Source organism: Paenibacillus brevis (assembly GCF_018919145.1).
In the GTDB taxonomy this organism is placed as follows: Bacteria; Bacillota; Bacilli; order Paenibacillales; family Paenibacillaceae; genus Fontibacillus; species Fontibacillus brevis.
Genome location: NZ_JAHLQJ010000006.1, coordinates 1 through 24,214, shown reverse-complemented (window position 1 = coordinate 24,214; position 24,214 = coordinate 1). Strand labels below are relative to the sequence as shown.

Genomic DNA, 24,214 nt, shown 5'->3' with positions numbered 1-24,214 from the left:
AATAAGAACACGAGGAGAATGATGCGATGGATCAATTTCATTGCTAAGCTCTTTAGCAGCTTACCTTTTTGTTCGTTACTCCCTTATCATTCTTGGAATCAGTAAGAGAAGTAGGACCTACCCTTAGGGGCAAATGAACCCAATAAAAGCAGTTTTCCAGCATAACGGCGGTACTTATGGGCAGTTGTTTGGCGATTGCATTCATAAGTAAATACCGCCTATGTAGGTAAGTATAGCCGAACTCTGCTTTAAATCAGGTTTATTAAATAGCACAACTAATTGTATGATATACAAACGAAAAAGAGACCTTATAACTTGGCGGTGCCTTTTAATTTCATAAAAAAATATTCTTGATACTCAATTCTTGGTAAATCAAACCACACATTTAACCCTCTTTAAATCTCTGTTTGGTGTAATGTTTGATCAGGATTAACCATGATTATTTGTTCTGTCACAAGTAATCACATCAAGTTGCCAGCACTCCTTTGAAGTTATACCTTTAGCCACCGCGATCCCTCTTATAAAGTGCAGGAATCTTTTCTTTGGCAAAACTCCGAGCGATCCCCTAGAATCTAGGCTTGATTTTTTCATCTTGCATCTGAAGATGCTGATTCTCCTTCACAAATAGCTCAGCTATAATTCATTGCCACTGCTGACTTACTTGATGCTTGGTAACATAGTCGGTCTGGCCAGTTGCCGTTTTAAGCTCTGTTTGATCGTCAGCACTGTTCTTGTCGAAATATCAAATGAATAGCTCTTATTAGAATTTTTTGCCACCCAATCGATATTCTAACGATCCTCCTTATGATCTTCAATAAAACGACTGCGAATTTCCGGCGTAGGCACCATGCAGGCTGTATCCTTGCCAAACCATCGATAACGGCGAGCAGCAATAAAATTATATATGACATCCCGAATCGGTGAAGGGAGAACGATAAAGACATACAAGGCCGGCCAGGGAAAACGAAGACGTCTGGCAATGCGAAGGGCTGCTGTGGATTGGGTATAACAGCTTCCGTTCTCCACCAGTATGATCGTTGACGGAGCTTCTCCCTCCGGAAGCTCTCTTCCCAGCAGCCTGGCCGCAGTAGCGGATTGCAGAGACGTAAAGGCAAATTTCCCGGAAGGGTCGCGTTCAATGATAAAACGAACGGCAGCCTGGCACAGATGACATACGCCGTCAAACAAGACGATGCTGCGTTCCTGCTTCAATGGCGGACTCTTTTTCATCCTAACCTCCTTATAATACGTATTAAACAACCTCGAATAGAAAAAAGCACGGGGCAGCTCCCCCGCGCTCATTATTCCAACTCTGCTACTTATTGAGCAAGAGCCTTGTCAAACCATTGTCCATCTTCAATCTGGCTCGCAATATCACCTGAAAACTGATCCATGCATTTGCAGATGAAGTCTTTACGGCAGACCGGACATGGCGTCTGCTGCAACCGGCTGATGTTGGTAAGCTGCCATTTCGAATTGTGGTTATTATAAAATACCCTGCATTTCGTCCCGTCGGCCAACCCTACGATAAACTCGTACAATCCTTCTTTTTCATTGCTTCCAGCCTTGGTCACATTCGTTACATTCGGTCTGTAAGACATGATCATCACCCGTATTTATAAGATATAGTGCTCTGTAGTACTTAGACATATTAAAGTATTTTTCCGGGGTGTGTCAACTTGGAAGAGGATGACAATCCGCTCCGGGGCTATTTCAATTATTGCCGAATTAGCTTCAACTTATAGCAGATGCCAAAATAAAAAAAATCGATCAAGGGACTTGCCCCTAATCGATCTCTTCTCAGACTCTTCACGGAGTCCATCATTTCAATGCGGTCGAGAGGACTCGAACCTCCACGGGTATACACCCACTACCCCCTCAAGATAGCGTGTCTGCCATTCCACCACGACCGCAAGTTGTTAAAGCGACAAGATTTATTATATCTTCTGAAATCTTAAATGTAAAGTGGTATTAATTCCCTCCCGAATTGCGCCGCAGCTTGCGGTATTTCGCGAAAGCTATGTACTCCTGAATAAATTCTCTCTCTGCGGGCTCCAGTTCCGTATTTAATGCTTCCCCACCCCGAAACACATAGTCGGCAGGAAGCTCACTCACGCCTCCCGCTGGTTGAGCGACCCGCTCTCGCCCGGTTAGCAGCCAATCCAGACTGACGTCAAAAAAAGCAGCAATCTCGATGAGTTTATTCGTGCTTGGCGTCGACTTTCCCCTTCTCCAATCTCCGAGGTTACCTGTGCTGATTTTCAATTCCTCACAAAATGATTTTTTCGTTAAACTGTGCGACTTAATAAGAAACTCGATCCTGTTGTAGATAGACACTGTGCCCCGACCTTCCTTCAAAATACATCGAATTACGCATAAAAGTAATTAACAGTTGAGAAATTACGCTTTTGCGCTTATAATGACTTAGAAATAGAATTGTAGAACCATTATATCACAGCATTTCCAGCCATTAATAGGGTCGTAAAGCACTGATATGAATATGTATTATAGGAGCGTCTACTGTGACCGAGATCATTTCCGCACACCAAGCAACACAAAATCTGTCTAGAGGGTTCGCAATCATTGATCCTGAAGGAGTTGTTCAGGCCGTGAATCCCGTCTTGATTCAGCAAACCGTTGATCTTGGGCTCTCACCAGCATGGAGCAGCATTGGATTCAACATGCTCGAGCGTTTGAAAAAAGGACCCTATCCCAAGTTCTCTCCGCCGCACACCTTCCGCCAGCTATTTCGCCATTTTCGCTCCGTATTAAGAGGCTGTGCCCCGTTCTTCGCCATGGAGTTAACCATTGAATCTCCTTCCAGGCGATCACTGGTGTTAGAAATTTCCCCCTTCATCCAGCCCATCTCTAGCCAGGTCGAAGGGTTATTGCTTACGTTGACCGATGTCACCTTCTACAAAGCGTTGGAGAATAGCCTGAGGACAGCTCTAGGCGAGGTGAGGACCTTAAGGGGCTTGCTGCCCATCTGCGCGGTATGCAAAAAGATCAAAGACGAGGCTAATCACTGGACCTTGATTGAGGAATATCTCATTCGGCACACCCATGCAGAATTTACCCATGATATTTGCCCGGATTGCATAAGAACCCTATACCCAAAATACTCCTCGATTCTCGATGTCCCTGACATAACCTCCGATACGGATTAGCTGTGCTCTTGCCTCTTCGGCTTCACCTTCATAGCGACGGCTGCGCCGAGCAATCCTCCAAGCACGATCCCAATACCTCCAGCATTCAATAAGGCTGCGACAGTAGCCAAGAGGGCGCCGCACAGCGCAGCTGTCCAGTCCGCCCGGCTTCGTTCACTGCCAAAGAGCAAGGCAATGAATAAGGCCGGTAGCGCAAACCCAAGAATTTCTGCCATTCCTGACGGGATCAATGTACCCAGGCCATAGCCCGCTAGGGTTCCCGCCAGCCAAGAGCCGTATGCTGCGAGCATCACAGTTATGAAATAAGGGACACTCAAGCGCTCGTTCTTGTCTAATCGGCTGGACACGACGGCGAATACTTCGTCGGTCAATCCGAAGGCACCCAGCCATTTATAGGGCTCGCTCCATCCCCTTACATACGGCCCGATTGATGTGCCATACATAATGTGCCGCATATTAACCAGCAGCAATGTCGATATGATCGTAAAGGGAGAAATGGCATCGCCCAGCAGACTAAGCAGCATAAATTGAGCCCCGCCAGAGTATATCCATGCGGAGGTCAGAAAATTATAATGTGCCGGCATCCCGGAAGCGGAAGCCAGAACGCCAAATGCGACTGCCAAAGGAAAATAAGCTAATACAACAGGAAATACATCTCTTAACCCTTGTCTGATTTTGTCCAATGGATTCATATTCTTCTCTCCGAATTCTATAAGAGGTGGTTCGAAGCCGACTTATGCATCTCGCACCGTCGCCCTATAAGATGAGGTAGCGAATGAGCGCATACAGCAATATACCGGCGGTTACAGTCAATAAAAATCGGCGCGTCTTCCATGCAATCAGCATGGTAGGGAGCGCGGCAAGCAATACGGCATTGTCTGTGACAGATACCCAGCGATTATCCGACAAAAGCAGAACCGGCCCCAGCATAGCCCCCAGCACAGCCGGAGAAACGTAGGAGAGCCATTCTTTTGTCCGCTCGTTCCATTTCACTCGGCTTCCTAATACCAGCGAGCCTGCACGAAATAAATAAGTCCCCACACCTGTCACCGCAATGATCCAAAATAGATTTTCCATCTTATTCCCTCAAATCCAATAATGTCTATATGAATATATGTATTATATCAGTTGAACTACTGAATTTTACGTTCCGGGGGCAACGTGTGAAGTGTGCTTACGATCGCTGTTGTTCGCGGATTTCTCTAATTGAACTAAGATATTATAAGGTAGAAATCCACTCACAAAGGCGAACGCAAACGCTTCTACAGCACACTTCACACTTATCCCCTTTCTAACGTAGCTTTATAGTTCAATTTATATAATAAAGATTATATTATAGCATACCGCCCCTAAAAGAGAGGAGAGCAGTCCCCTTCTGAATAGGGCTGCTCTTCATCATTGAAATAGCTATGAAATTTTGCAAGTTAAGGCTTACGGTGCCTCGAGACATATCGAAGGATTGGACTGACGATAGCAGGCAGCAAGGAGACATGCCCCTCTCCCTCTACTTCAAAGTAGTGTATATCTACATGCTCCTGATGCTCTCTCAGCGCCTTGGCCATTTCTCTTGCTCCGTCCAGCATGCTCCCCTTTTCCTCAGAACCGACACAGACCATACAGGCGACAGGCTCCATCGGCTCATGACTAGCCTGCCGGGAAGCGAGCCATTGGTCCAAATGGCCGTACAAGGACTGATCGTTCCACCAGATCGACGGGCTCGCAGCGATATACTGTTGAAACAGCTCTGTCCTGGTCATCATGGCATAGAGAGCAAAAAATCCGCCTAGCGAATGGCCCAGCAAGCTCTGGCGCTTCGGGTGAATATTGTACATCCGCTCAATCTCCGGCTTGAGCTGCTCGCTGATAAAGTTAAGAAAATCCTCAGCTCCGCCATTATCAGGCCACAAGCTGCCATCCGGACGGACGGGCATTTTGTCCCGGTCAGCAGGTTCGGTGTAATCGATGAACCGATCCGGCGTGACCATCGGGTCCGGTGAATCATACCCGATGCCGACGATAATGGCCGGTTCATGCCCTCGCGGACGACGGGTTTGCAAGCGGTTTGCCTCTGCGAAGGTACCGAAGCTTGCGTTCGCATCCAGCATGTAGAGTACCGGATATCCTCCCTTCGGAGGCGGCGCCATCGGCTGGGCGACAGAAATCCGGTACTGTCTGCCGGTTCGAATAGAGCTTCTCAGGAAGCTGACCGTCCCCTGAATCTGATGAGGTGTATTTTCCCCTTCTCCATTGTCAGCGTCTTGTGTCCTGCGCCCCTTTCGCTCGAATAGCCAGGATATAGCTTCCGGGAACTGCCTCGTCATGAACAAGGTATCATGTGTGCCCTCCGGATCTACCGCCAGCAGCAGTTCTCCGTCTGGCAAGGCTGACTGGAACAATTGGTGTGCCTTCATGGTGTAAGGTACCATGTTTTTTTGGATATTCTGCTTGTAGATTCCCTCGTTTTTCCCGATCGACATGAATACGCGGACTGTAGAGGAAAGCGGGTGCTCCTGCACATAGGCAAGCACTCCTTCATACCAGAAGGATGCCGAGATCAGGCCGCCGTTCCCGAATACCTCCGGCCTCCAATACAGAGCAAAGAGTGAAATCAAACCGCCGAAAGACCCGCCGATTACCGCTGTATGCTCCCGTTCAGGCAAGGTGCGGTAATTCTCGTCAATATAGGGCTTGATGACGTCAGCCAGTTCTTGCACATATGCCGGGCCTTTCCCCCCGAAATCTGGCCAAGTCTTAATCAATTCCTCCGCCGGCCATGGCGTATACTCATCATTCCGATTTGCGGACTCGACGCCAACCAGAATGACTCCTGACAGCTTATATGCAGTATACAGATGCTCCAGATAGTTCAAGCAGTTCATAAACAGCTTCCCGCCATCATGCACATAAGCAACTGGATAGGCCTCTTGTCCATGATCATAGGATGGGGGCAGGTACACGGTCAGAGCCCGTTCCCCTACCGTTATCTTATGGAGTCGATGTAGATACACCCCGTCAACTTCCCTTCATTAATTTCTCGTTCGAATCATGAGATAGACAAAGTATGGAACGCCGATAATGGATACCACAATTCCTACCGGAAGCTCCGCCGGCGCGAAGAGGGTCTTACCGATAAAATCGCCGATCACGACCATGGCCATGCCAAGTATGCCGCTCACCGGGAGCATATACTTGTGGCCCAGGCCCACGAGACGGCGAGCCAGATGAGGAGCGATCAGCCCGATAAAGCCGATACTGCCCGAGACGGATACACCCGCACTCACAAGCCCGATGCTGCACAATAAGAGAAGATTCTTTTCCCGTTCCACGGCTACTCCGGAGCTTCTGGCGCTGTCCTCGCCTAATTGATAAATATCCAGCTGTTTGGATCTAAGCCAGATACAGAGCGGAAGCACCAGCATCCACGGCAACATCGTGACGACGAATTTCCAGTTGGCTCCATGCAGGCTTCCGGCCAGCCAGGAGACGGCTGCCTCGTAGTCTCTAGGATTCATTTTTAACGAAATGAACAAGGTCACCGCTCCAAAGCCTGAAGCGATCGCTATCCCCACTAGCACGAGGCGCTGCGGATCCAGACGCCCTTGTTGCCTTGCAAAGGCATACATGCACAAGGTGGCTGCGATCCCTCCCGCCAATCCAAACAATGGCATGAGCATTACCCCGAGCCATCCGGTAAAGGTAACCTGTCCCTGGAAGAAGAACATGAACAGGACCACCGTCATCCCCGCCCCGGCATTGATCCCCAGAATACCCGGATCCGCCAAGCCGTTTCGGGTAATTCCCTGAATGACAGCTCCCGCCATCCCCAAAGCCGCTCCCACCAGAGCCGCCAAGACGATACGCGGCAAGCGGAACTCGAAGATGACAAGGCGATAATCTGCGTTGGTCTCCAGCCCGAGCAAGGTTCTAAAGACATCCTTTACCGAAATATCAAACATTCCGTTCGTCAGGCTCACATACATCGTAGCCAGGACGAACAACAATCCGATCAATACCACCAACCCGAACCTTGCGAACGATGAATTCCGGTTAGACATTGCTCTTTCCTCCTTTCATCTTGATTAGATAAAGGAAGAACGGAACACCGATCAGTGAGGTGACCACCCCAACCGGCGTCTCGAACGGGTAGTTAATGAATCTGGCAAGAATGTCGCAGGCCAGGAGGAAAATCGCTCCGAGCGCCCCGGACACCGGAACAATCCGCCGATAATCCGTGCCTGCAAAGAAGCGGGCAATATGCGGAATGATCAATCCGACAAATGCGATTTTCCCCGCAAGAGCAACAGCCACCCCCGTCATAATGACCACGGCAACGGTGCAAAGCACCCTGATCAACCAGGTATGTACCCCTAGCCCTTTCGCCGTATCCTCGCCTAATGCAAGCAGCGTAACGAACCGGGATAAGCCGATGGCAAGCAGCAGTCCGACCGCAGCAAACGGAAGGCTCAGCTTGATCAAAGCGGGGTCCATGCTGTGAAGCCTTGCATTATACCAGAAGCTGATATTTTGTGAGATTTGAAAATAGACCGAGATCGCTGAAGAAATCCCGCTCAAGAAGGTCCCGACAATCGTTCCGAGAATCGCAAGCTTAACCGGACTTAGCCCTCCGGGAACCAGCCAGGCCAGTCCAAAGACGAGCGTGGCGCCAATCAGGGAGCCCAGCATAGAGCTGAAGATCAGTCCATAAGAGCTTGTATTCGGCAAAAGAATCATTACGATCGTCACGGCAAAGACCGAGCCATCCGCTACCCCCATAATCGAAGGAGAGGCCAGATAGTTGCGCGTCATCCCTTGCATCAAGGCACCGGATACGGCCAGAAAGGCACCGATCAACAGCGCACCGAGCGCACGAGGCAGACGGGAGCTGCGAATAATCTGATGATCCACATTGCCGCTATCAAAGGAAAACAGGGCTTGCCAGACCGTCTCGGCGGAGATATCCTTGGCGCCGTAGAGAACGGACACCACAGCAAGAAACAGGCAAACTGCCGGTGTCATTATGAGAATGACAGCCGGCAGCGAAGGTCGAAATCGCATAGTTTAACAACGCCTTATCGCAAATTTTATTTCAAACTCGACAATACCGCCTTCAAAAACTCGATTTTACTGTAGGCTGTTCCGCCTTGAGCCAATGGATCGACAACATTAACAAAAGCATGACCGTTCTTAAAGGCATCCAGGCTTCCTACAATCGGATTATTCTGGAATTCTTCCAATGCTTTAGGTGTATCCGTATTTTCAGCCTCCGAGAATTGGATAAACAGATAGTCCGGATTCATCTCGGCCAATTTCTCCGTAGAGATCAGCTCTTGTGCCTCGGCAGCTTCAATCTCAGCCGGCACGGTAAAGCCCAGATCTTCATACAGAACAGGATTGAAGAAGACGTCCTTCGGATAGACATAAGCCTCGCCGCCACGAATACGAATTGTGACTACCTTGCTATCTGTCAAAGCTTCGCCAAGCTCCGCTTTCCCCGCTTCCAGGTCGCTCTTATACTGAGTAATCGCCGCTTCCGCCTCGGCTGTCTTGCCGCTGATCTCACCGAGCAGCTTCAGGTTGCTCTCCCAGTTGGTGGAGATATGCGAGTATGGAATCATCGTGGCAATTTTGTTCAATTGTTCCGCTACTTCCGGCTTGAACTTCGAAGTCCCCAGGATTACATCCGGTTTCAAGGACAGAATTTGTTCAAAGTTTGGTTCCGTCTTCTCACCGATAGATACAGCATTTGCTGTTACCTTGGAGAACAGTTCAGGGAACTCTCCTGCAAAAGAAATCGCTCCGACCGGCTGAACATCCAGCACAATCGCATCTTCCATCGCTTCTACAGCCCCTGTAATAACGATTCGTTCAATTTGGGATGGAACGGTATACTCTTGATCCAGATATTTAATGACTCTCGTTGCCGACTCATCGCCCTCCGGCTCTGTCTCTGTCGTTGCCGCTTGTGTCTCTTCGACTCCTGTTGCGGCTCCGTTATTGGCTGCATTACCGGAAGCTTCGTTAGTCTTGTTGGCGCCACAGCCAGAAATCAGCAGTACGGCTACCAGAAGCACAAACGCCATCAGTTTGCTCTTTTTCATAATACCCTGCTTTCCCCTTCCATCTCTCTTAATTGATAATGATTATCATTATTGGTTATATTAAAGGATAAGCCCCTGTTAATCCATGGACAATCTTCCGGTTTTGCATGGATTAATTCCCTGAGATCCTTAGCAGGTCTTGAATCATGTGTACAAAGGCTGTCGGCGAATACTCTCTCCAGGGGTAAGAGGCCATGACATATACGTCGCCCCGCTTCACCTGCGGCAGGCTTGACCAATCCGGATGTCTCTGGATATTTCGCCAATGCTCAAGCGTACGCGAATCCTGACGAACGACGAGCAGCAGCAGGTCCGCATCGCTCTCTCGAATTTCCTCAAGCGTACATCGGCGGGATTCTCCGGGCTTAAGTCCATTGAGCATTTCTGAGGACACCAAGCCTAATTGTGTGAACAGCGTCTCCGACGCACCCTCATCTCCACTGACATAAAAGTTATCGTTAAGCATTCTTATCGGAAGAACCCTGGCAGTGCCAATCGTGGAGGAGAGGCTTTGTTTTGCTTCTGCCAACAGTTCATCAAATTTAACCAGCCACGCTTCCGCCTCTTCCTCCCTATGCAGCACTGTGCTTAAATCCTTTAATCGATCCTTCCAGGCTTTGTCTCCATTTGCGCATTCTATTTCATAAACGCGAGAACATTTTCGCAGCACATCAAGCTCCCAACCCTGCAAACCCGAAGGACATAGAATCAGTTCAGGCTGAGCTGCCTGGATCTGCTCCAGATTCTCCTGCTGGAATTGCCGATGCAGGTAGGCATTGAGATGTACCGGAATATCAGGGCCCATGGTCCTGTAATAGTATGGAGACCACTTCGGGTGCAACGGAGCCGCATAGGGAGTCGCATCGAGAGCAGCCAAATATCCGAGAATCGCAGACGTTCCATATACCGCTAATTTGCTGTGTCTGGTCTTGAGATAAGCAGAAGGGGAAATGCCAAAGCTCTTTTTGAATTTTCGGCTAAAATAGAACTCATCTCGATATCCCACCGCATGGGCAATTTCCTTCATGGGTCCGCTTCCGGAAGCCAGCAACTGCTTGGCCTTTCGCAATCTCACTTCCGCCACATATTCCATAGGAGATACCGCATAATACTTTTTGAATTGTTCAGCAAAATATTTGGGGCTTAGCTCCGCCAGCTCGGCCAGCTTCTCCAGACTCAGCTCATCCGCATAGTGCTGATCAATGAATGCCTTCGTACTCTCAATGGCACCCATTCTATCGTTCGAAAACGGAGTCTCCGCATAGAGCGATATTTCATGCAGCATGTGCTCAAACTCAATGCGGGCAAGCCACAAACTGCGGGTCTCTCCACTGTAAAAGTGCTCGAATATCGAGCGGCAGTGCATCCCGATTCGCTCCAATTGGCTTGTCAGCTTACCTGAGGAAGGCAGCCAAGAGCAAGTGGTATCCAGAACCGTTGGAATTTCCCGGAAATTCTCTCCCAATCGATAGCAATCGAAGTGAAACAAAGCTGCTAGACCGGGAATGGAAGCCTCACTCGAATGGGCAGGAGTATGGAAATAGAATACGGACGTAGACCCCGCGGGGCACACAATGAAATCTCCCTTTCGGACCAGCATCTTGCGATCTGCCATCTCCACCACCCCTTCTCCTTCCTGAACGAGAATGAGCGCCGTCAGCACATGCAGCTGCTGCTCCCTTCTTTCCGGTCTCGGCTGGAGATACTGCACATCACGCAAATGAAACCGGATATCGGCTTCATCCCTATTTACTGCTTGCTGTTCACCAAATCTGCGACTTGGAGAACAACAGGGCCTATCCCGATGAAACATCATTTCAGATTGTGCTTTCATTCGTAATCGAACTCCTTACTCATGAATGGGGTATATGAATATAGTTATATTTGTAGGTGATAACAATTATCATTATCATTTATTTCAGGGTGGCTGTAAATGTTTTATCATTACTAGTAACGATTTCTTACATCTAATGCTTCCGGCCTCAAGCTCTATTTGTTATTGATCAAGCAAATTTTTTATTTCGGTCAGATTTCTACTTTAATAAAAGGCTTTTTGGGTTTAATGAGTATAAAAAAAGCTCATTCCTGCTTATAATTCAAGCGGGAATAAGCTTTTTCGAAATCTCTTTTCTGTTACAGAAGTTTTATCTAATGTAGACAACTGGAGTGACATTTACTTTTATGTATTATCATGGTTATCTCCATCGCATAATGGTCACTTTAGTTATCTTCTAAACGCGAATGTCAATACTAACATTCCGTTGTGCTTGCAGGTTATTGTTATCCTTGTCAGCATCCTGATTCTGTGTATCAATATCATTAAAAAGTTGATCAGATACAGACACATCTTCTTGATCATCAACTTTTTCGGTGATGACTTTCCCCTTTACCTTATCATTCTTCTGAACACCCTCTAAAGTGTCTTCGATCTTTTTGCCTATTTCACGATCTAATTTAGCGATTTTCTGATCTATTTCCAGTGCTTGTTCGTTTTTTGATCTATTAACTGTCAACTCGAGATTTTTTCTCATTTCGGTTTTACCCGGGTCACCAGGGTCATTTTCACCTTCAAGAATGGCTCTTCCTTTTCTTACCTCGTGCCTGAAATTATTAGCTTCTACTTTCATTGATTTGCGCACACTTGCCATTTTAGTTAATTGCTCATGCAAATTGCCTGCCTGTAATAACTTTTCCATTGATGCGCCCGATATGTCCAGCTTACTCGTATCCATTTCACTATTTTTACTGGAATCTTCCTTTTGTGAGGAATTATTTTTATTGCTTTTATCACTTTTACTATTCTCTGCCTTCTCCATTCTTTTCTGCATAATTTGAGATTCAAGTAACTCCAAGTCCATAGTTAGTAGTTTAATTCTCTCATCTTTTTGTTTGGAGTCCATTTTTTCATCTGATTTAATACTAGCAATTTTTTCATTAAGAATTCCTTTTTGTTTGATTAGTTGCTCAATCTCCCGGTCAATGGGCGACAATATATTTGCCCTAGACTTTACAGGCATTGCAGATTGCATTTTACTTGAGACGCTTGAAATTTGTACCATTTGAAGACGACCCCCTCATTGGGAAATATTTCTTTACAATGTTTATCGGCTCGTAACTATATTATATTTATATAGTTGCTTGAGTCCTGCAAAAAACATTACTGCAATTATTCAGCTTCACTCAATTCTTTATAGAGATTTTCGGCATATGTGTCTCTGAGCCAATATCAACACAAAGAAAAAAGGATGATCCCTGTTTTGCACAGGAATCATCCTAGTTCATGAAATGCGGTCGAGAGGACTCGAACCTCCACGGGTATACACCCACTACCCCCTCAAGATAGCGTGTCTGCCATTCCACCACGACCGCGTATTCAATTAAATGGTGACCCGTAGGGGATTCGAACCCCTGTTACCTCCGTGAAAGGGAGGTGTCTTAACCCCTTGACCAACGGGCCACATCGAAGATCGCCAAGAAGCAGCGGCAAAAATGAGTATAGCAAAATCCGAATGCTAATGCAACCAAAATTTTCTCCTAAATTCCCCCTAAAATTCTCCTCTTTCTTCTCCTATTTTCTCCTTTGGTTGTACTAAGATAATGTCACTCTGAGGCCGCACGAACCCCTACGCCTGCAATTTTATCCCACTCACTACAGAGGACGACCTTTGTACGGTATTCCATGTAAAGTCCGACTGCATCCATCCGACTTTATACTTTGCCGGAGAGAGGGACATTCTCACTTCGCTCGAGACTGCGATGTATGGCTATCGAAGCCTATGCTCCGACGAACCCTCTTTCTGAGGGTTCTCATCCCTATACATAAAGAAGCCCCCCGGCAAACCGGAGGGCTTCTGGTTGGTGTTGTTTCAGAACGGAGAGAGAGGGATACTCTCACTTCGTTCGAGACTGCGATGTATTTCTACCGAAGCTTATGCTTCGACGAACCCTCCTTCTGAGGATTCTCATCCCTTTTGCAACAAACAGCCTCCGGATCGCGGAGGCTGTTGTAATGATGTATCTCAATACGGAGAGAGAGGGATTCGAACCCTCGCACCGCTTACGCAGTCTAACCCCTTAGCAGAGGGTCCCCTTATAGCCACTTGGGTATCTCTCCAAGAAAGTGGCTCCCCGAACAGGACTCGAACCTGTGACAACTCGATTAACAGTCGAGTGCTCTACCAACTGAGCTATCAGGGAACGCTAGAACAAGATTTAATTTATCACGTTTCTGTAATGAAGTCAAGAAATTGCCCCTCTCTTGCTGCTCAAATTCAAGTCGTGAAAAAAAATTTATCGTTTTAACTAAAACCTCTTGCAATATTCCGTTTCTCCATTAAAATAAATTTAACGTTAAAAAAATTTTATCGGTGAATGTAAGTGAAATTAAGGAGTTGAATCGCTATGACAGAACAGGCAAACGCTTTAACTAAAAGGCAAAAATGGGCCGCAATTCTTGAGAACAAGTCATTTATGTATCTTCTTGCCGCTCGTGTAATTACCCGGTTCGGAGATTCCATTGATTCCATCGCTTACAGCTGGATGGTCTATTTGTTAACCGGATCCAAGCTGATGATGGGCACTCTCTTCGCGCTGAATTTTGTACCCAATCTAGTCCTAAGCTTCTTTAGCGGGGCGCTGGTAGATCGTTGGTCTAAACGTCGGGTCCTTATAATCACCCATGTGGGCCGGGGACTCATCGTCATCCTCACAGCAGCACTCTATGCAACCTCCCTGCTGAAGCCATGGCATCTATATATCCTGACTTTGTTGACTTCCACCTTGGAATGCTTTGCCTCGCCCGCTGAAATATCATTGGTTCCAAGATTACTGGCCAAAGAGAAGCTCCTTATCGGAAATTCGCTAAGCACATCCATTACTCGAATTACAGAGCTGGCCGGATTGGCTGCTGCAGGCGGTATTATTGCCATTGCCGGTGTATCCGGAGCTATGCTTGTTGACGGGACGACCTTTTTCTCCGCAGCCCTGTTGGTCGGATTCATTTCCTTGGCAGAGAAGTCCAAGGAGCGTGCCAGGACGGAGGAGTTAAGCCGCAGCTTACTTCAAGAAGTCAGAGAAGGAATTGCATTTATTTTGCGTCAAAAGACGATTCTTACCATCGTAATCATTGCGGCATTCTCTAATTTCTGCCTCTCTCCCTTCAACGTACTGGGCCCAGCCTTTATCGCAGAAGTTCTTGGAGAGGGTCCGGCCGGACTAAGCATTATGGGGATCTCCTTGGTCAGTGGCATGGCTATCAGCGGACTGTGGCTGGCCCGTAAAGGCAATAACTATCGGAAAAGCGTGCTCATTCTTGCCGGATATACTCTGCTTGGTGTTAATTATGCCCTGCTCTATCTTCCCGGCTTTCTGCCTGTTCTTTCAATCGCTGCCGCTTCCTTGTTCAGTTTCGGAATGGGGGCAGCCGTCTCCTTAATCAGCACACCTACGACAACCTACTTCATGGAGAATGTGCCGCAAGAAATGCTTGGCCGGGTTGGGGCTATCCACTCCATGATCTGCACCTGCGCTATTCCGTTGGGAAGCCTGTTGGCTGGTGCATTAGGGGATGCGATCCGAACGGATATGATCTATCTCGGATTCGGCCTCCTGCTGATCATCCCGGCGCTCCTGCTGCCAAGACACCGCAGCTTCATGTCTATATAGTTGCCGCTTGAGCTGAATAGGTATCATGGGCTTTGTACGCCTGAACAACGATGAGATATAATAGAAACAAAAATGCTTAGGAGCACCCAATTTATGATCGAGCTCAAAACCTTGGAAGAAATCCGAATCTACTCGGATCCTTATCGTATTCAGATTCTAAATGCTTTCAATAAATTCGGACGTCCCGCTACGGTCAAAGAAATTGCCGATACGATGGGACAAGTACCTGCAAAAGTTCATTATCACGTCAAGAAGCTGGAAAGTATTGGGCTTCTTACTCTGGTGGATACGAAGCTGATCAATGGCATAACAGCTAAATATTATAAAGCTTACGAGGGGTCAGTAAAGATTAAGAAGAGCGAGATCGACGAGACGGTCCATCAAGTATTCCATTCCGAAACAACGAAGCTGCTCAGCAATTTGTACGATGAGAATAAAAAGCGTTTTTTACAGGCCAATCAACAAAAAGAACCTGATGGAAGAATTACGAATACCGAGCTGCAGCTGACTCGGGAAGAATTTGATCAGCTTAACCAGCTTATACTTGATTTTTGTAAAGCCCATGAACGTAAAGACAGAGCTCCGGATCAGGAAATATACGAGCTATTCTTTACAATTACGAAAATCCCGCATGACATGCTGCCTGGGCAAAATAAATAAGAACCGCCATCTCCTCCGTAGGAAATCCGGTTCTTATATTTACTCCTGTTCAATACATCCTGCTTCGTCTTTGTGGTTCTCGTTCTCAGGTCATGAGCGGCAAACGGGCTTCTGCTAAGCAGCGGATCGCGTTTGCCCTCGCGCACGGCTCTGAGCCGCTTCTTACTGGCGCTTGATCTGGCCATCTTGCATCTCTCCTTTATATGCATATTTCCTTCATTATATCATACCTGTTCCTTCAATTTATATTGCTTTAAACTGCCGCTGCACTTCCCGCAGCGGTATTTATGCGTATCTACCTTCCGCTTTCTGGGATAGGTCATTCCACACGCTTCACAGATCAAGTGATAACGATAGGGCAAGGTGCGTCGCTTTGAGCTCCCGGGCAAGGACTGACAGTACCGGCTCCCTCCTACCTTTGCAAGCAGCGCCTTGAACTCAGGATCGCGGTGGCGATATCCCCTTTTAGCCAAGTGAAGATGGTAATGGCATAGCTCATGCTTGATGATCCGTTCCACTTCGTCTCGTCCAAAATTGTCCAGCTGTGCGGGATTAATCTCGATATCATGAGTCTTCATAAAATACCTTCCGCCGGTCGTCCGAAGTCTCGAATTGAACCTGGCACGATGGCGAAACGCTATACCAAAGCTATTCAGCGATATTTGTTCCACCCAGGTCTGAAGCTCAGCATCATTCATTCTCCAGCCCCCCCATTTTCCCCAATGTACTTGAATTTTAGCTTCTCCTTAGGCTACACTGTCAAGTAGAATCCGATAGTAAAAGGAGATTTCATCTAATGGCTCTTATGAGATACGTTATTTTGCAGCGTGAGCAAGACCTTATCTTTGTGGAAATGCCCCGTGACTATGCTTACCAGCTTAGTGCCCTAAATCTGCGTTTGAACAAGGAAGTGGGCAAGCTCACCGCAGACAATATCCCTGTTCTTCCTCTTGCCGTCGCCGAATGTGAGGAGCTTGATCTGCTTCAGGAATCGCTGGCGGTTAGAAGCGGACTGGAATACGTCCAAGAGCTTGAGTCTTCCTTCTCCTCTCTTAAAGAAGAGAACTATCCGCTAATTTCCCTGCTCACCGAGATTCGCGCACTGCTTGCACAGCTTGAACAGTGGTACGAAGAGGAACAGCTTCACTAAAAGTTTGGTCGGACCTGCACATCTCCGGGCATTTCCCCATATGCTACTCGAAAGGGTGCCAAGGAGGAGATCGTGTTGCCAAAATGGCTCAGCAACCAGATGATGCGCGCCTTCCTTAAGCGTGACCGCCGTCAGATTCGCCTGTTGAATGACTGCTGGTTCTTCTATTATAACCGCCGGGAAGCTGGAAGCGAACTCGGAAAAACCGAATCGTAACGACAAGAAAGAGGGCTCGGAAAATCAGAATTTCCGGTGCCCTCTTTTTCTGTACAGTATAGCGCTATATCTGTTCTGTAGTCACTGCCGGCGCCTGGGACTTTCTCATCGTCAGCCCTACGCGGCCTTTCTTCAAGTCAACCTGAAGCACCCATACGGTCACATTATCTCCGACAGATACAACATCCATCGGATGCTTTACATAGCCCTCGCTTAATTGGGATATATGGACAAGTCCGTCATTCTTAATTCCAATGTCCACAAAGGCTCCAAAATCGATTACATTACGGACCGTTCCCTGAAGCTCCATCCCAGGTATCAGATCTTCGATTTTCAGTACGTCAGTACGGAAAATCGGCAACGGAAGCTCTTCCCGCGGATCTCTGCCCGGGCGTCGAAGACTGTCGAGGATATCCCGGAGTGTAGGCACCCCGACCTCGAGCCGGCCTGCCAGCTCTTCCGGATCCAATGAAGCCAGATGAGCAGCCAGCTCCTTGGAGCCTAACTGACTGAAGTCAACACCCAACAAGGAGAACAGACGGTTAACCACCTCATAGGACTCAGGATGAATCGGTGTGCTGTCCAGTGGATGTTCTCCCTCCATGATCCGCATGAAGCCAATACATTGCTCATAGGTTTTTGCTCCAAGGCGAGGAACCTTCTGCAATTGCTTACGGTTCATGAAACGCCCAGTCTGCTCCCGATATTTCACAATATTCTTGGCCGTAGTGGCATTGACTCCGGACACATAAGCAAGCAATGACGGAGAAGCCGTATTCACATCAACGCCAACATGGTTAACAGCAGATTCTACAACGCCTTTTAAGCTCTCGTCCAGGTGCTTCTGGGACACATCATGCTGATACTGTCCTACCCCGATTGCTTTAGGCTCGATTTTGACCAGCTCAGCCAGCGGGTCCTGCAGACGGCGAGCAATGGATACCGCGCTTCGCTCGGCCACATCAAGATCAGGGAACTCTTCCTGAGCCAGCTTGGAAGCAGAATACACGCTCGCACCGGCTTCATTTACAATTAAATAGGCCATTTTCTTAGCCTTTCGTCCTGCAATAACTTCCGCAACAAACTGCTCTGTCTCACGCGATGCGGTTCCATTACCTATGACAATCAAGGTCACGCCATAGCGGTCGATCAGTTCGTTGAACTTCTTTTCGGCTTCGACCTTCTTATTATTTGGCGGTGTCGGATAGGTTACAGCTACTTCAAGCAGCTTCCCTGTATCGTCAATGACCGCCAGCTTACAGCCTGTACGATAAGCCGGATCCACTCCAAGCACAACCTGCCCCTTCACAGGCGGCTGGAGCAGCAAGCTGCGCAGGTTGGCAGAGAAGATGGAGATTGCCTGCTGTTCACCCTTTTCCGTTAGCTCTCCCCGCACCTCACGCTCAATGGATGGCGCAATGAGCCGCTTGTAAGCATCTTCAATAGTTGCGCGCAATAAATCTTCGGTTACAGACCGTCCTTGAATCCACCTTGAAGCAATGTACCGATGAATCGGCTCAGTCTCTACTTCAAGCGCAACCTTAAGAATATCCTCCCGTTCCCCGCGGTTCATTGCCAGAATCCGGTGAGAAGGCATCTTCTTAGCGGATTCACGATAGTTATAGTACATTTCATAGACGGATTCCGAATCCTTCGATTTGGCCTCCGATACCATCATTCCGTGGTCCATTGTATATTTACGAACCCAAGCCCGGGTAGCTGCTTCGTCCGAGATACTTTCAGCAATAATATCCATTGCGCCTTGTATCGCTTCCTCTACCGTATTCACCCCAAGATCGGGCTGAAGATATTGCTCGGCCTCTACGGCAGGCGATCCCTGCTTCGGCTGAGACAGGATCCAGTCCGCCAGGGGCTCAAGCCCCTTCTCCTTTGCCACACTGGCACGCGTCTTCCGCTTCTGGCGGTACGGCCGGTAAAGGTCCTCCACCTCTTGAAGCTTTACGGCTTGCCGAATCGAAGCCTCAAGCTCCGGCGTCAGCTTCTCTTGCTCCATAATGATGCGGATCACTTCGGATTTACGTTCTTCCAAATTGCGCAAGTATGCCGTCCGTTCCTCGATGTCCCGCAACTGATTCTCATCCAGCTCACCGGTCATTTCTTTCCGGTATCTGGCGATAAACGGAATCGTATTCCCCTCATCCAGAAGCCCGATCGTCGTTCTCACTTGCTTCAGCGAAAGACTAAGTTCCTTGGCTACCTGCTGAACGAGTCTTTCCTGATCTATAGAAGCTTGAATGTCTTGTTGTTGATGTTCCGTCACCTGCTGCGTCAAAAAAATCCCTCTTTCCTTCAAAATGCGCTCCTTATTATTATCACAAAGTTGAGTCGGCTTTTCCAGTTCTACCCCTGATGCCAATGAGTCCTATAAATAAAGAAAGCACCGGGTCAGTATGGACCGACGGTGCTTCGCTTTGGAATCAGAAATTGGTGTAGTAATTATTGTAAAAATTTTCTCCGCCATTTACATACATTAAGAGTCCAATAACCACGAGTAAGACGACCAAGCCCCAAACAATCGTGCCGATAATCCCGCAGACCAAGCCTGCGATGGAAAGACCTTTGCCTTGCTCACCCTTCTGCTTGAAGTCCTTGAAAGACAGGCTAGAAACGATAATGGCTACAATCCCTAGAATAAAGCCAATGTAAGGAAGCAGAACAGACAGAATACCAAAGACCAATGCAACAATGGACTTCGTACTCGTCTTGGCTGGTGCAGGCGGATAAGGATATTGCTGAAAGTTTTGTTGAGGGTTAAAACTGTCATATTGATATTGATTCGGTGGTTGCTGATTCATGAAAAAACGTCCTCCTCGGCAGATACATCATTTGGATGCTCATATTATGTTTATTGTACCTGATCCCTGCTTGGCTTCCAAGCGTTTCCGTCAACAATTTTCAGAAAACTTTAAGCTGGGATTCAGGTTTTATTCATGTACAAACCCTACGATAACAATGATAAACAACTCGCAATACATAATGTTACAGACCAAAATTAGCAGGAAGTTGGAGTGACCGATGAAGAAAAAATGGCTATGGATCGGAATTGGAATTGCAATCGTTTGTATTGCTGCTGTTATAGTAACTTTAGTTATCCCAGACAAAGAGGTTACTACAGCCGGACCTGTTCAAAATACAACCCGAGTCAGTAAAAATAATATTACTGTCAGCGTCTCCGGTTCGGGTTCTATTATTTCCACGGAAAGCGAGACAGTCCGTACCAAGGATGAAGGCAAAGTCAGCGAGGTGCTTGTAAAAGCAAACGATGTTGTAAAAAAAGGACAAACCCTATTGACCTTTGAAGCGACAGATCATACGGATAGCCTTAGATCCATGCAGAATAACCTTCAGTCTCAACAATGGGAATTGACCAGTCTGCAAGGCCAGTTCAAAAAGCAGGTGCAGGAAGGTGCGGATGAGGAAACCCTTGAATCTACCAAGCAATCCATTACCAAGCAAGAGATGAATATCGAGAACACCGAAGCGGAGATTGCAAGCCTGCAGGAAGAGATGATTCCGCCGGATCCTTTGATATCTCCAATTGCCGGGACGATTACGAGTGTAAATATCACCGCAGGAGAGCAGACAAAGAGCGGCTCCGAATTGTTCGTTATTAATGACTATCAGCAGCTCAGCGTTCAAATTCAAATAGACGAGCTGGAGATTCCTGACGTAGCCGTCGGAATGAGGTCAACGGTACAGATAGACGCGCTGCCGGATCAAACCTTTGAGGGGAAGGTTTCTCAAATTGCTAACGAGGGGATTTCCTCCAATGGCGTATCCTTATTTGATGTCACAGTTGCATTGGACAATTCCGAAAATGTCCGGGTAGGGATGTCCGCAGAAGCCACAATCACCATTAACGAAAAGACGGATACTTTGACGCTTCCTATTGAGGCAGTGCAGCAAATGGGCGATCGTTATATCGTTATTCTGCCTGATAATGCGGCTACGGCAGCAGCGGCTCCCGCCGGTTCGTCAGGGCAGGACAACAGTGCCGGAAATCCAGCAAGACCTGAAGCGATACAGCCCGAAGGACAGGAGGGTGCTTCCGGTTCTGAAGGATCAATGCCTTCGAGGCGTCCTGGAGGGAATGCTGCCAGTACCAACCAGCGGTTCCAGGAAGTCGAGGTCGGGGTTCACAACGAAAACCTCATAGAAATCGTTAGCGGACTTGCCGAAGGAGATGAGGTAGTTATTCCTACTGTCCTCCAATCTTCATCGGGTTCCTCCGAACAACCGGCCATGCAAGGACCCTTTGGCGGCTTTGACGGTGGAGCCAGCTTTGGAGGAGGAAGCGGTTCTGCACCGGGGGGCAGCAGCTTCAGCGGCGGAAGAGGAGGTTCTGCTCCAAGTGGAAGCAGCGGCTTCGGTGGCGGCGGGGGTGGAAGATAGATGATTTCACCCGCTCTTCCTTTAATTGAGGTTCAAGGCTTGGGCCACGGATATGTCATGGCCGGTGAATTAATGACCGTCCTTCATGAAGTGACTTTTAAAATCTATCACGGCGAATTTGTAGCTATTATCGGTCCATCGGGTTCGGGAAAATCTACACTCATGAATATGCTGGGTTGCCTGGATGTGGCGAATGACGGGACCTATCTCCTCGACGGACAAAATGTTCGGGAGCTTTCAGACAACAAGCTGGCTATCATTCGCAACGAGAAGATCGGCTTTATTTTTCAACAATTTAATCTATTGTCCAAATTATCAGCCTATGAAAATGTGGAACTCCCCTTAATTTACCGTAATCTTCCTCATAAAGAGCGCAAGAAAGCTGTCGAGGAATCCTTGCGTATTGTCGGTTTGGAGAGCCGGATGCATCATCGTCCATCAGAGCTCTCAGGGGGACAACAGCAGAGAGTCGCCATTGCCCGTGCAATCGCTGGTTCCCCTCCCCTTTTGCTTGCCGACGAGCCTACCGGAGCGCTCGACAGCAAGACCGGAGTTGAGGTTATGGAAAAAATGAAGGAATTGAATGCTCTCGGACATACCATCATCATCATTACTCACGACCTTTCCATTGCCGAACAGGCGAAACGCGTCATTCGCATTCAGGATGGCGAAATTGTCGAGGATCGGGGGAGCCAGGAATGAATCTGCTGCAGAGTATGAAAATGGCCTGGAAGAGCATCTCCGGATCAAAGGTTCGCGCTTTTCTAACCATGCTGGGTATCATTATTGGCGTATCATCGGTCATTACACTCGTATCCGTCGGCCAAGGAACGACCTCACAGATTACAGCGCAGCTCGAAGGATTGGGGACGGATCTCCTTACCGTAAGTATTATGGGCCGCGGAAGTTCAAGTTCCCTAACCCTCGAAGAGGCTATGGACTTGGCTGATCTTGAAGGGGTCGCTAATGTATCCCCTGTTATATCCGGATCCGTCACTGCGAAGAAAGGAACGACCAACGACAGCCTCTCTGTCGAGGGCATCACGCCTTCCTATGAAGAGGTCCAGGATTTCCACATTCAATCAGGACGCTACATCGTTGACCTGGACAACAGCTTTCGGATGAAAGTTGCGTTGATCGGGACCGAAGCGGCAGCCACCTTTTTCGGAACAGAAAATCCGGTGAACCAAACGCTTCAACTGAACGGGGTAAGCTTCAAGATCGTAGGCTTGTTAGAATCAAAGGGCTCCAGCTTGACTGCCTCAAACGATAACAAGCTGCTGATTCCGATCAGCACAGCCGAACGATTTCTGCGTAGTCCGGGGGTTCGCTCGATTACGGTCCAAGTTGAGGATACGAATCAAATTGATGCAGTCAAGAGCCGGCTGGAGGCTGTGCTGGACAAGAAGTTTTTAAATGCCGATAATGCATACAACATTTTCAACTCTCAGGAAATGCTCGACACCTTAAACTCAACCACTCAAATGCTGTCTCTTGCGCTTGGAGGCATAGCTGGTATTTCCTTGCTTGTCGGCGGAATCGGAATTATGAATATCATGCTGGTATCGGTCAGTGAACGGACGAGGGAAATCGGGGTACGGAAGGCGATTGGCGCCAAGCAGCGGGACATCCTTACTCAATTTCTCGTGGAATCTATTGCACTAAGCGGATTTGGGGGATTGGTAGGAATCGGCCTCGGGTACGGAGCAAGTGCATTGATCGGCCAATATTCGGAGCTCTCCACCAGTGTATCTACACCTGTGGTTGCCTTCTCCTTCGGCTTCTCTTTATTTATCGGAATCATCTTTGGCATGATTCCCGCTTACAAAGCGTCCAAGCTTCGTCCTATATATGCGTTGCGGACTGATTGAGACCCGGTCAACTTATAGGCGGTGAGCCCCAGTAACAAGCTGGGGCTACGTTTTTTTCAGTTCTTCCTCTAGTTCATACTAAACCCTGCGCTTTTAATAAAGGTCATTCGATCTCTATACCACATTTCTTCTAGATCTCTTGAATACCCATAGACAGCCCTCGGATGCCTACGCTCCAGTTCCTCTAGAATCGTATTCATGTATGCTTGCTTTCTTTTTCCCTCAAGCGCATTGCCCTCTATATCCTCCGTAAGATCAAGCTCATGTGTAATACTGGCTTGAAGCATCGGTACCAGGGGATTTTTGGAATGTATAACTACGCTGTAGGTCCTGGCCACTTCCGACGGTCCTACGGATACTGCGCCTGGAATCACTGCTGCATGCTCTTGCTTTGAGACTCTTTCGTATGCCCAGACAACATCCTCCAGCTTGAGTACCGCTAAATGGAAAGCAGTTATTTGCATGACCCAGTGTTCGGTTATGTATATATTTTTGTATTTCTTATGCCCACTCTGGATAAGATCATAATGAATATTGAGGGCCACATCTTCAAATTCACCATAATAAGCCACCTCTTTGTAAATAGGATGCCGCTCAAAATGAATGAAACGGGGTACTAACCGCCACATCTTCTTTGAACCATAAATCAGGAGTCTTAATCCAACAACGAAGAATAGAAGCTCCGAAAAGTTAGACATGATCTCAAGCAGCAATTCAAATCCAAGAGGCCCTTCAATAAATGCAGCAATCAGCTTCAATATTCCCTCAATTCCTCCAACAGCTAATAAGATGATTCCGGGAATAATCGTAAGCAGTGTCAATATGCCTAGATTCCGATTCGTTCTTCTGATCTGGGACGCTATAAAATGCTTTTGGATCATCCTGCACCTCTAGATATTATTCAAATCATAACCACCCGTCAAACGGGTGGTTTGCTCTAAGGCTATAAGCCTTTATTACCGGCTCGCGTCTAAA

At 47.7% G+C, this 24,214-nt stretch carries 24 protein-coding genes and 5 tRNA genes; 8 read left to right on the top strand and 21 right to left on the bottom strand.

What is annotated here, in order from left to right:
* Positions 1 to 789: 789 nt before the first annotated feature.
* From KQJ23_RS08175 to KQJ23_RS08160, 4 genes are all read right to left on the bottom strand, one after another.
* Positions 790 to 1,230, bottom strand: a complete 441-nt coding sequence (locus tag KQJ23_RS08175; protein WP_216478356.1) for a thiol-disulfide oxidoreductase DCC family protein — start codon at positions 1,228 to 1,230, stop codon at positions 790 to 792.
* Positions 1,231 to 1,319: 89 nt separating this feature from the next.
* A complete protein-coding gene (locus KQJ23_RS08170) occupies positions 1,320 to 1,601 on the bottom strand; it encodes a hypothetical protein (RefSeq protein ID WP_216478355.1) in 282 nt (93 codons plus the stop codon).
* 229 nt (positions 1,602 to 1,830) lie between these two features.
* Positions 1,831 to 1,913, bottom strand: a tRNA-Leu gene (locus tag KQJ23_RS08165).
* 58 nt (positions 1,914 to 1,971) lie between these two features.
* Positions 1,972 to 2,337 (bottom strand): helix-turn-helix domain-containing protein, encoded by a 366-nt coding sequence (locus KQJ23_RS08160; protein WP_216478354.1) that lies wholly within the window; start codon positions 2,335 to 2,337, stop codon positions 1,972 to 1,974.
* 185 nt (positions 2,338 to 2,522) lie between these two features.
* On the opposite strand from KQJ23_RS08160, the gene KQJ23_RS08155 reads away from it, so the two are divergent.
* Complete coding sequence (locus KQJ23_RS08155) at positions 2,523 to 3,167, top strand: nitrogen regulation protein NR(II) (RefSeq protein WP_216478353.1); 645 nt, start codon at positions 2,523 to 2,525, stop codon at positions 3,165 to 3,167.
* Here KQJ23_RS08155 and KQJ23_RS08150 read toward each other — a convergent pair.
* The 12 genes from KQJ23_RS08150 to KQJ23_RS08095 all read right to left on the bottom strand — a co-directional run bounded on the left by KQJ23_RS08150 (position 3,164) and on the right by KQJ23_RS08095 (position 13,462).
* A complete protein-coding gene (locus KQJ23_RS08150; protein ID WP_216478352.1) occupies positions 3,164 to 3,859 on the bottom strand; it encodes an AzlC family ABC transporter permease in 696 nt (231 codons plus the stop codon). The genes KQJ23_RS08155 and KQJ23_RS08150 overlap by 4 nt on opposite strands.
* Before the next feature lie 64 nt (positions 3,860 to 3,923).
* Positions 3,924 to 4,244, bottom strand: a complete 321-nt coding sequence (locus KQJ23_RS08145) for an AzlD domain-containing protein (RefSeq protein WP_216478351.1) — start codon at positions 4,242 to 4,244, stop codon at positions 3,924 to 3,926.
* A gap of 347 nt (positions 4,245 to 4,591) precedes the next feature.
* Entirely contained in the window at positions 4,592 to 6,175 is a 1,584-nt protein-coding gene (locus KQJ23_RS08140; RefSeq protein ID WP_216478350.1) for an alpha/beta hydrolase, read from the bottom strand.
* An 18-nt stretch (positions 6,176 to 6,193) separates the two neighbouring features.
* On the bottom strand, positions 6,194 to 7,222 hold the full coding sequence (locus KQJ23_RS08135) for a FecCD family ABC transporter permease (protein WP_216478349.1): 1,029 nt from the start codon (positions 7,220 to 7,222) through the stop codon (positions 6,194 to 6,196).
* A complete protein-coding gene (locus tag KQJ23_RS08130; protein ID WP_216478348.1) occupies positions 7,215 to 8,222 on the bottom strand; it encodes a FecCD family ABC transporter permease in 1,008 nt (335 codons plus the stop codon). The genes KQJ23_RS08135 and KQJ23_RS08130 overlap by 8 nt, the downstream gene beginning before the upstream one ends.
* Before the next feature lie 26 nt (positions 8,223 to 8,248).
* Positions 8,249 to 9,265 (bottom strand): ABC transporter substrate-binding protein, encoded by a 1,017-nt coding sequence (locus KQJ23_RS08125; protein ID WP_216478347.1) that lies wholly within the window; start codon positions 9,263 to 9,265, stop codon positions 8,249 to 8,251.
* A 112-nt stretch (positions 9,266 to 9,377) separates the two neighbouring features.
* Complete coding sequence (locus KQJ23_RS08120; RefSeq protein WP_216478346.1) at positions 9,378 to 11,099, bottom strand: helix-turn-helix domain-containing protein; 1,722 nt, start codon at positions 11,097 to 11,099, stop codon at positions 9,378 to 9,380.
* Between the two features lie 397 nt (positions 11,100 to 11,496).
* Positions 11,497 to 12,324, bottom strand: a complete 828-nt coding sequence (locus tag KQJ23_RS08115) for a FlxA-like family protein (protein WP_216478345.1) — start codon at positions 12,322 to 12,324, stop codon at positions 11,497 to 11,499.
* Between the two features lie 227 nt (positions 12,325 to 12,551).
* A tRNA-Leu gene (locus KQJ23_RS08110) sits at positions 12,552 to 12,634 on the bottom strand.
* 13 nt (positions 12,635 to 12,647) lie between these two features.
* Positions 12,648 to 12,722: transfer RNA gene (locus tag KQJ23_RS08105), tRNA-Glu, on the bottom strand.
* Between the two features lie 568 nt (positions 12,723 to 13,290).
* Positions 13,291 to 13,379: transfer RNA gene (locus KQJ23_RS08100), tRNA-Ser, on the bottom strand.
* Positions 13,380 to 13,386: 7 nt separating this feature from the next.
* Positions 13,387 to 13,462 (bottom strand) — tRNA-Asn (locus KQJ23_RS08095).
* Positions 13,463 to 13,666: 204 nt separating this feature from the next.
* On the opposite strand from KQJ23_RS08095, the gene KQJ23_RS08090 reads away from it, so the two are divergent.
* Positions 13,667 to 14,929 carry an MFS transporter gene (locus KQJ23_RS08090; RefSeq protein ID WP_216478344.1) on the top strand — a complete coding sequence of 421 codons (1,263 nt, stop codon included), beginning with the start codon at positions 13,667 to 13,669 and terminating at the stop codon, positions 14,927 to 14,929.
* Between the two features lie 93 nt (positions 14,930 to 15,022).
* A complete protein-coding gene (locus tag KQJ23_RS08085; RefSeq protein ID WP_216478343.1) occupies positions 15,023 to 15,589 on the top strand; it encodes a winged helix-turn-helix domain-containing protein in 567 nt (188 codons plus the stop codon).
* Here the strand turns inward: KQJ23_RS08085 and KQJ23_RS24225 are convergent.
* Positions 15,517 to 15,774 (bottom strand): hypothetical protein, encoded by a 258-nt coding sequence (locus KQJ23_RS24225; protein WP_249529607.1) that lies wholly within the window; start codon positions 15,772 to 15,774, stop codon positions 15,517 to 15,519. The genes KQJ23_RS08085 and KQJ23_RS24225 overlap by 73 nt on opposite strands.
* A 39-nt stretch (positions 15,775 to 15,813) precedes the next feature.
* Positions 15,814 to 16,287 (bottom strand): SprT family protein, encoded by a 474-nt coding sequence (locus KQJ23_RS08080; protein ID WP_216478342.1) that lies wholly within the window; start codon positions 16,285 to 16,287, stop codon positions 15,814 to 15,816.
* A 98-nt stretch (positions 16,288 to 16,385) separates the two neighbouring features.
* On the opposite strand from KQJ23_RS08080, the gene KQJ23_RS08075 reads away from it, so the two are divergent.
* Both KQJ23_RS08075 and cmpA read left to right on the top strand, forming a co-directional pair.
* Positions 16,386 to 16,739 carry a hydrolase/acyltransferase gene (locus tag KQJ23_RS08075; RefSeq protein ID WP_216478341.1) on the top strand — a complete coding sequence of 118 codons (354 nt, stop codon included), beginning with the start codon at positions 16,386 to 16,388 and terminating at the stop codon, positions 16,737 to 16,739.
* 75 nt (positions 16,740 to 16,814) lie between these two features.
* On the top strand, positions 16,815 to 16,955 hold the full coding sequence (cmpA, locus tag KQJ23_RS08070; RefSeq protein WP_216478340.1) for a cortex morphogenetic protein CmpA: 141 nt from the start codon (positions 16,815 to 16,817) through the stop codon (positions 16,953 to 16,955).
* A 64-nt stretch (positions 16,956 to 17,019) separates the two neighbouring features.
* On the opposite strand, the gene KQJ23_RS08065 is transcribed toward cmpA, so the two are convergent.
* Both KQJ23_RS08065 and KQJ23_RS08060 read right to left on the bottom strand, forming a co-directional pair.
* The gene (locus KQJ23_RS08065) at positions 17,020 to 19,236 is read right to left on the bottom strand and encodes a Tex family protein (RefSeq protein ID WP_346779363.1); all 2,217 of its coding nucleotides are present in this window, start codon (positions 19,234 to 19,236) and stop codon (positions 17,020 to 17,022) included.
* Positions 19,237 to 19,393: 157 nt separating this feature from the next.
* Positions 19,394 to 19,771 (bottom strand): DUF4190 domain-containing protein, encoded by a 378-nt coding sequence (locus KQJ23_RS08060; RefSeq protein WP_216478338.1) that lies wholly within the window; start codon positions 19,769 to 19,771, stop codon positions 19,394 to 19,396.
* Between the two features lie 220 nt (positions 19,772 to 19,991).
* Between KQJ23_RS08060 and KQJ23_RS08055 the strand changes: the two genes are divergently transcribed.
* Genes KQJ23_RS08055 through KQJ23_RS08045 form a run of 3 tightly spaced genes read left to right on the top strand, consistent with a single transcriptional unit; the run spans position 19,992 to position 23,239 of the window.
* Positions 19,992 to 21,368, top strand: a complete 1,377-nt coding sequence (locus KQJ23_RS08055) for an efflux RND transporter periplasmic adaptor subunit (RefSeq protein WP_216478337.1) — start codon at positions 19,992 to 19,994, stop codon at positions 21,366 to 21,368.
* The gene (locus tag KQJ23_RS08050) at positions 21,369 to 22,070 is read left to right on the top strand and encodes an ABC transporter ATP-binding protein (protein ID WP_216478336.1); all 702 of its coding nucleotides are present in this window, start codon (positions 21,369 to 21,371) and stop codon (positions 22,068 to 22,070) included.
* Entirely contained in the window at positions 22,067 to 23,239 is a 1,173-nt protein-coding gene (locus KQJ23_RS08045; RefSeq protein ID WP_216478335.1) for an ABC transporter permease, read from the top strand. Before KQJ23_RS08050 ends, KQJ23_RS08045 begins: the two co-directional genes overlap by 4 nt.
* 68 nt (positions 23,240 to 23,307) lie before the next feature.
* Here the strand turns inward: KQJ23_RS08045 and KQJ23_RS08040 are convergent, their stop codons facing one another.
* Positions 23,308 to 24,060 carry a DUF6709 family protein gene (locus tag KQJ23_RS08040; protein ID WP_216478334.1) on the bottom strand — a complete coding sequence of 251 codons (753 nt, stop codon included), beginning with the start codon at positions 24,058 to 24,060 and terminating at the stop codon, positions 23,308 to 23,310.
* Between the last annotated feature and the right edge of the window lie 154 nt (positions 24,061 to 24,214).

Bases quoted from the DNA above. Each gene is read 5' to 3' on its own strand.
- KQJ23_RS08175 (WP_216478356.1), bottom strand. From the start codon at position 1,230: ATGAAAAAGAGTCCGCCATTGAAGCAGGAACGCAGCATCGTCTTGTTT.
- KQJ23_RS08170 (WP_216478355.1), bottom strand. From the start codon at position 1,601: ATGTCTTACAGACCGAATGTAACGAATGTGACCAAGGCTGGAAGCAAT.
- KQJ23_RS08150 (WP_216478352.1), bottom strand. From the start codon at position 3,859: ATGAATCCATTGGACAAAATCAGACAAGGGTTAAGAGATGTATTTCCT.
- KQJ23_RS08145 (WP_216478351.1), bottom strand. From the start codon at position 4,244: ATGGAAAATCTATTTTGGATCATTGCGGTGACAGGTGTGGGGACTTAT.
- KQJ23_RS08135 (WP_216478349.1), bottom strand. From the start codon at position 7,222: ATGTCTAACCGGAATTCATCGTTCGCAAGGTTCGGGTTGGTGGTATTG.
- KQJ23_RS08130 (WP_216478348.1), bottom strand. From the start codon at position 8,222: ATGCGATTTCGACCTTCGCTGCCGGCTGTCATTCTCATAATGACACCG.
- KQJ23_RS08125 (WP_216478347.1), bottom strand. From the start codon at position 9,265: ATGAAAAAGAGCAAACTGATGGCGTTTGTGCTTCTGGTAGCCGTACTG.
- KQJ23_RS08120 (WP_216478346.1), bottom strand. From the start codon at position 11,099: ATGAAAGCACAATCTGAAATGATGTTTCATCGGGATAGGCCCTGTTGT.
- KQJ23_RS08115 (WP_216478345.1), bottom strand. From the start codon at position 12,324: ATGGTACAAATTTCAAGCGTCTCAAGTAAAATGCAATCTGCAATGCCT.
- KQJ23_RS08090 (WP_216478344.1), top strand. From the start codon at position 13,667: ATGACAGAACAGGCAAACGCTTTAACTAAAAGGCAAAAATGGGCCGCA.
- KQJ23_RS08085 (WP_216478343.1), top strand. From the start codon at position 15,023: ATGATCGAGCTCAAAACCTTGGAAGAAATCCGAATCTACTCGGATCCT.
- KQJ23_RS24225 (WP_249529607.1), bottom strand. From the start codon at position 15,774: ATGGCCAGATCAAGCGCCAGTAAGAAGCGGCTCAGAGCCGTGCGCGAG.
- KQJ23_RS08080 (WP_216478342.1), bottom strand. From the start codon at position 16,287: ATGAATGATGCTGAGCTTCAGACCTGGGTGGAACAAATATCGCTGAAT.
- KQJ23_RS08075 (WP_216478341.1), top strand. From the start codon at position 16,386: ATGGCTCTTATGAGATACGTTATTTTGCAGCGTGAGCAAGACCTTATC.
- KQJ23_RS08060 (WP_216478338.1), bottom strand. From the start codon at position 19,771: ATGAATCAGCAACCACCGAATCAATATCAATATGACAGTTTTAACCCT.
- KQJ23_RS08055 (WP_216478337.1), top strand. From the start codon at position 19,992: ATGAAGAAAAAATGGCTATGGATCGGAATTGGAATTGCAATCGTTTGT.
- KQJ23_RS08050 (WP_216478336.1), top strand. From the start codon at position 21,369: ATGATTTCACCCGCTCTTCCTTTAATTGAGGTTCAAGGCTTGGGCCAC.
- KQJ23_RS08045 (WP_216478335.1), top strand. From the start codon at position 22,067: ATGAATCTGCTGCAGAGTATGAAAATGGCCTGGAAGAGCATCTCCGGA.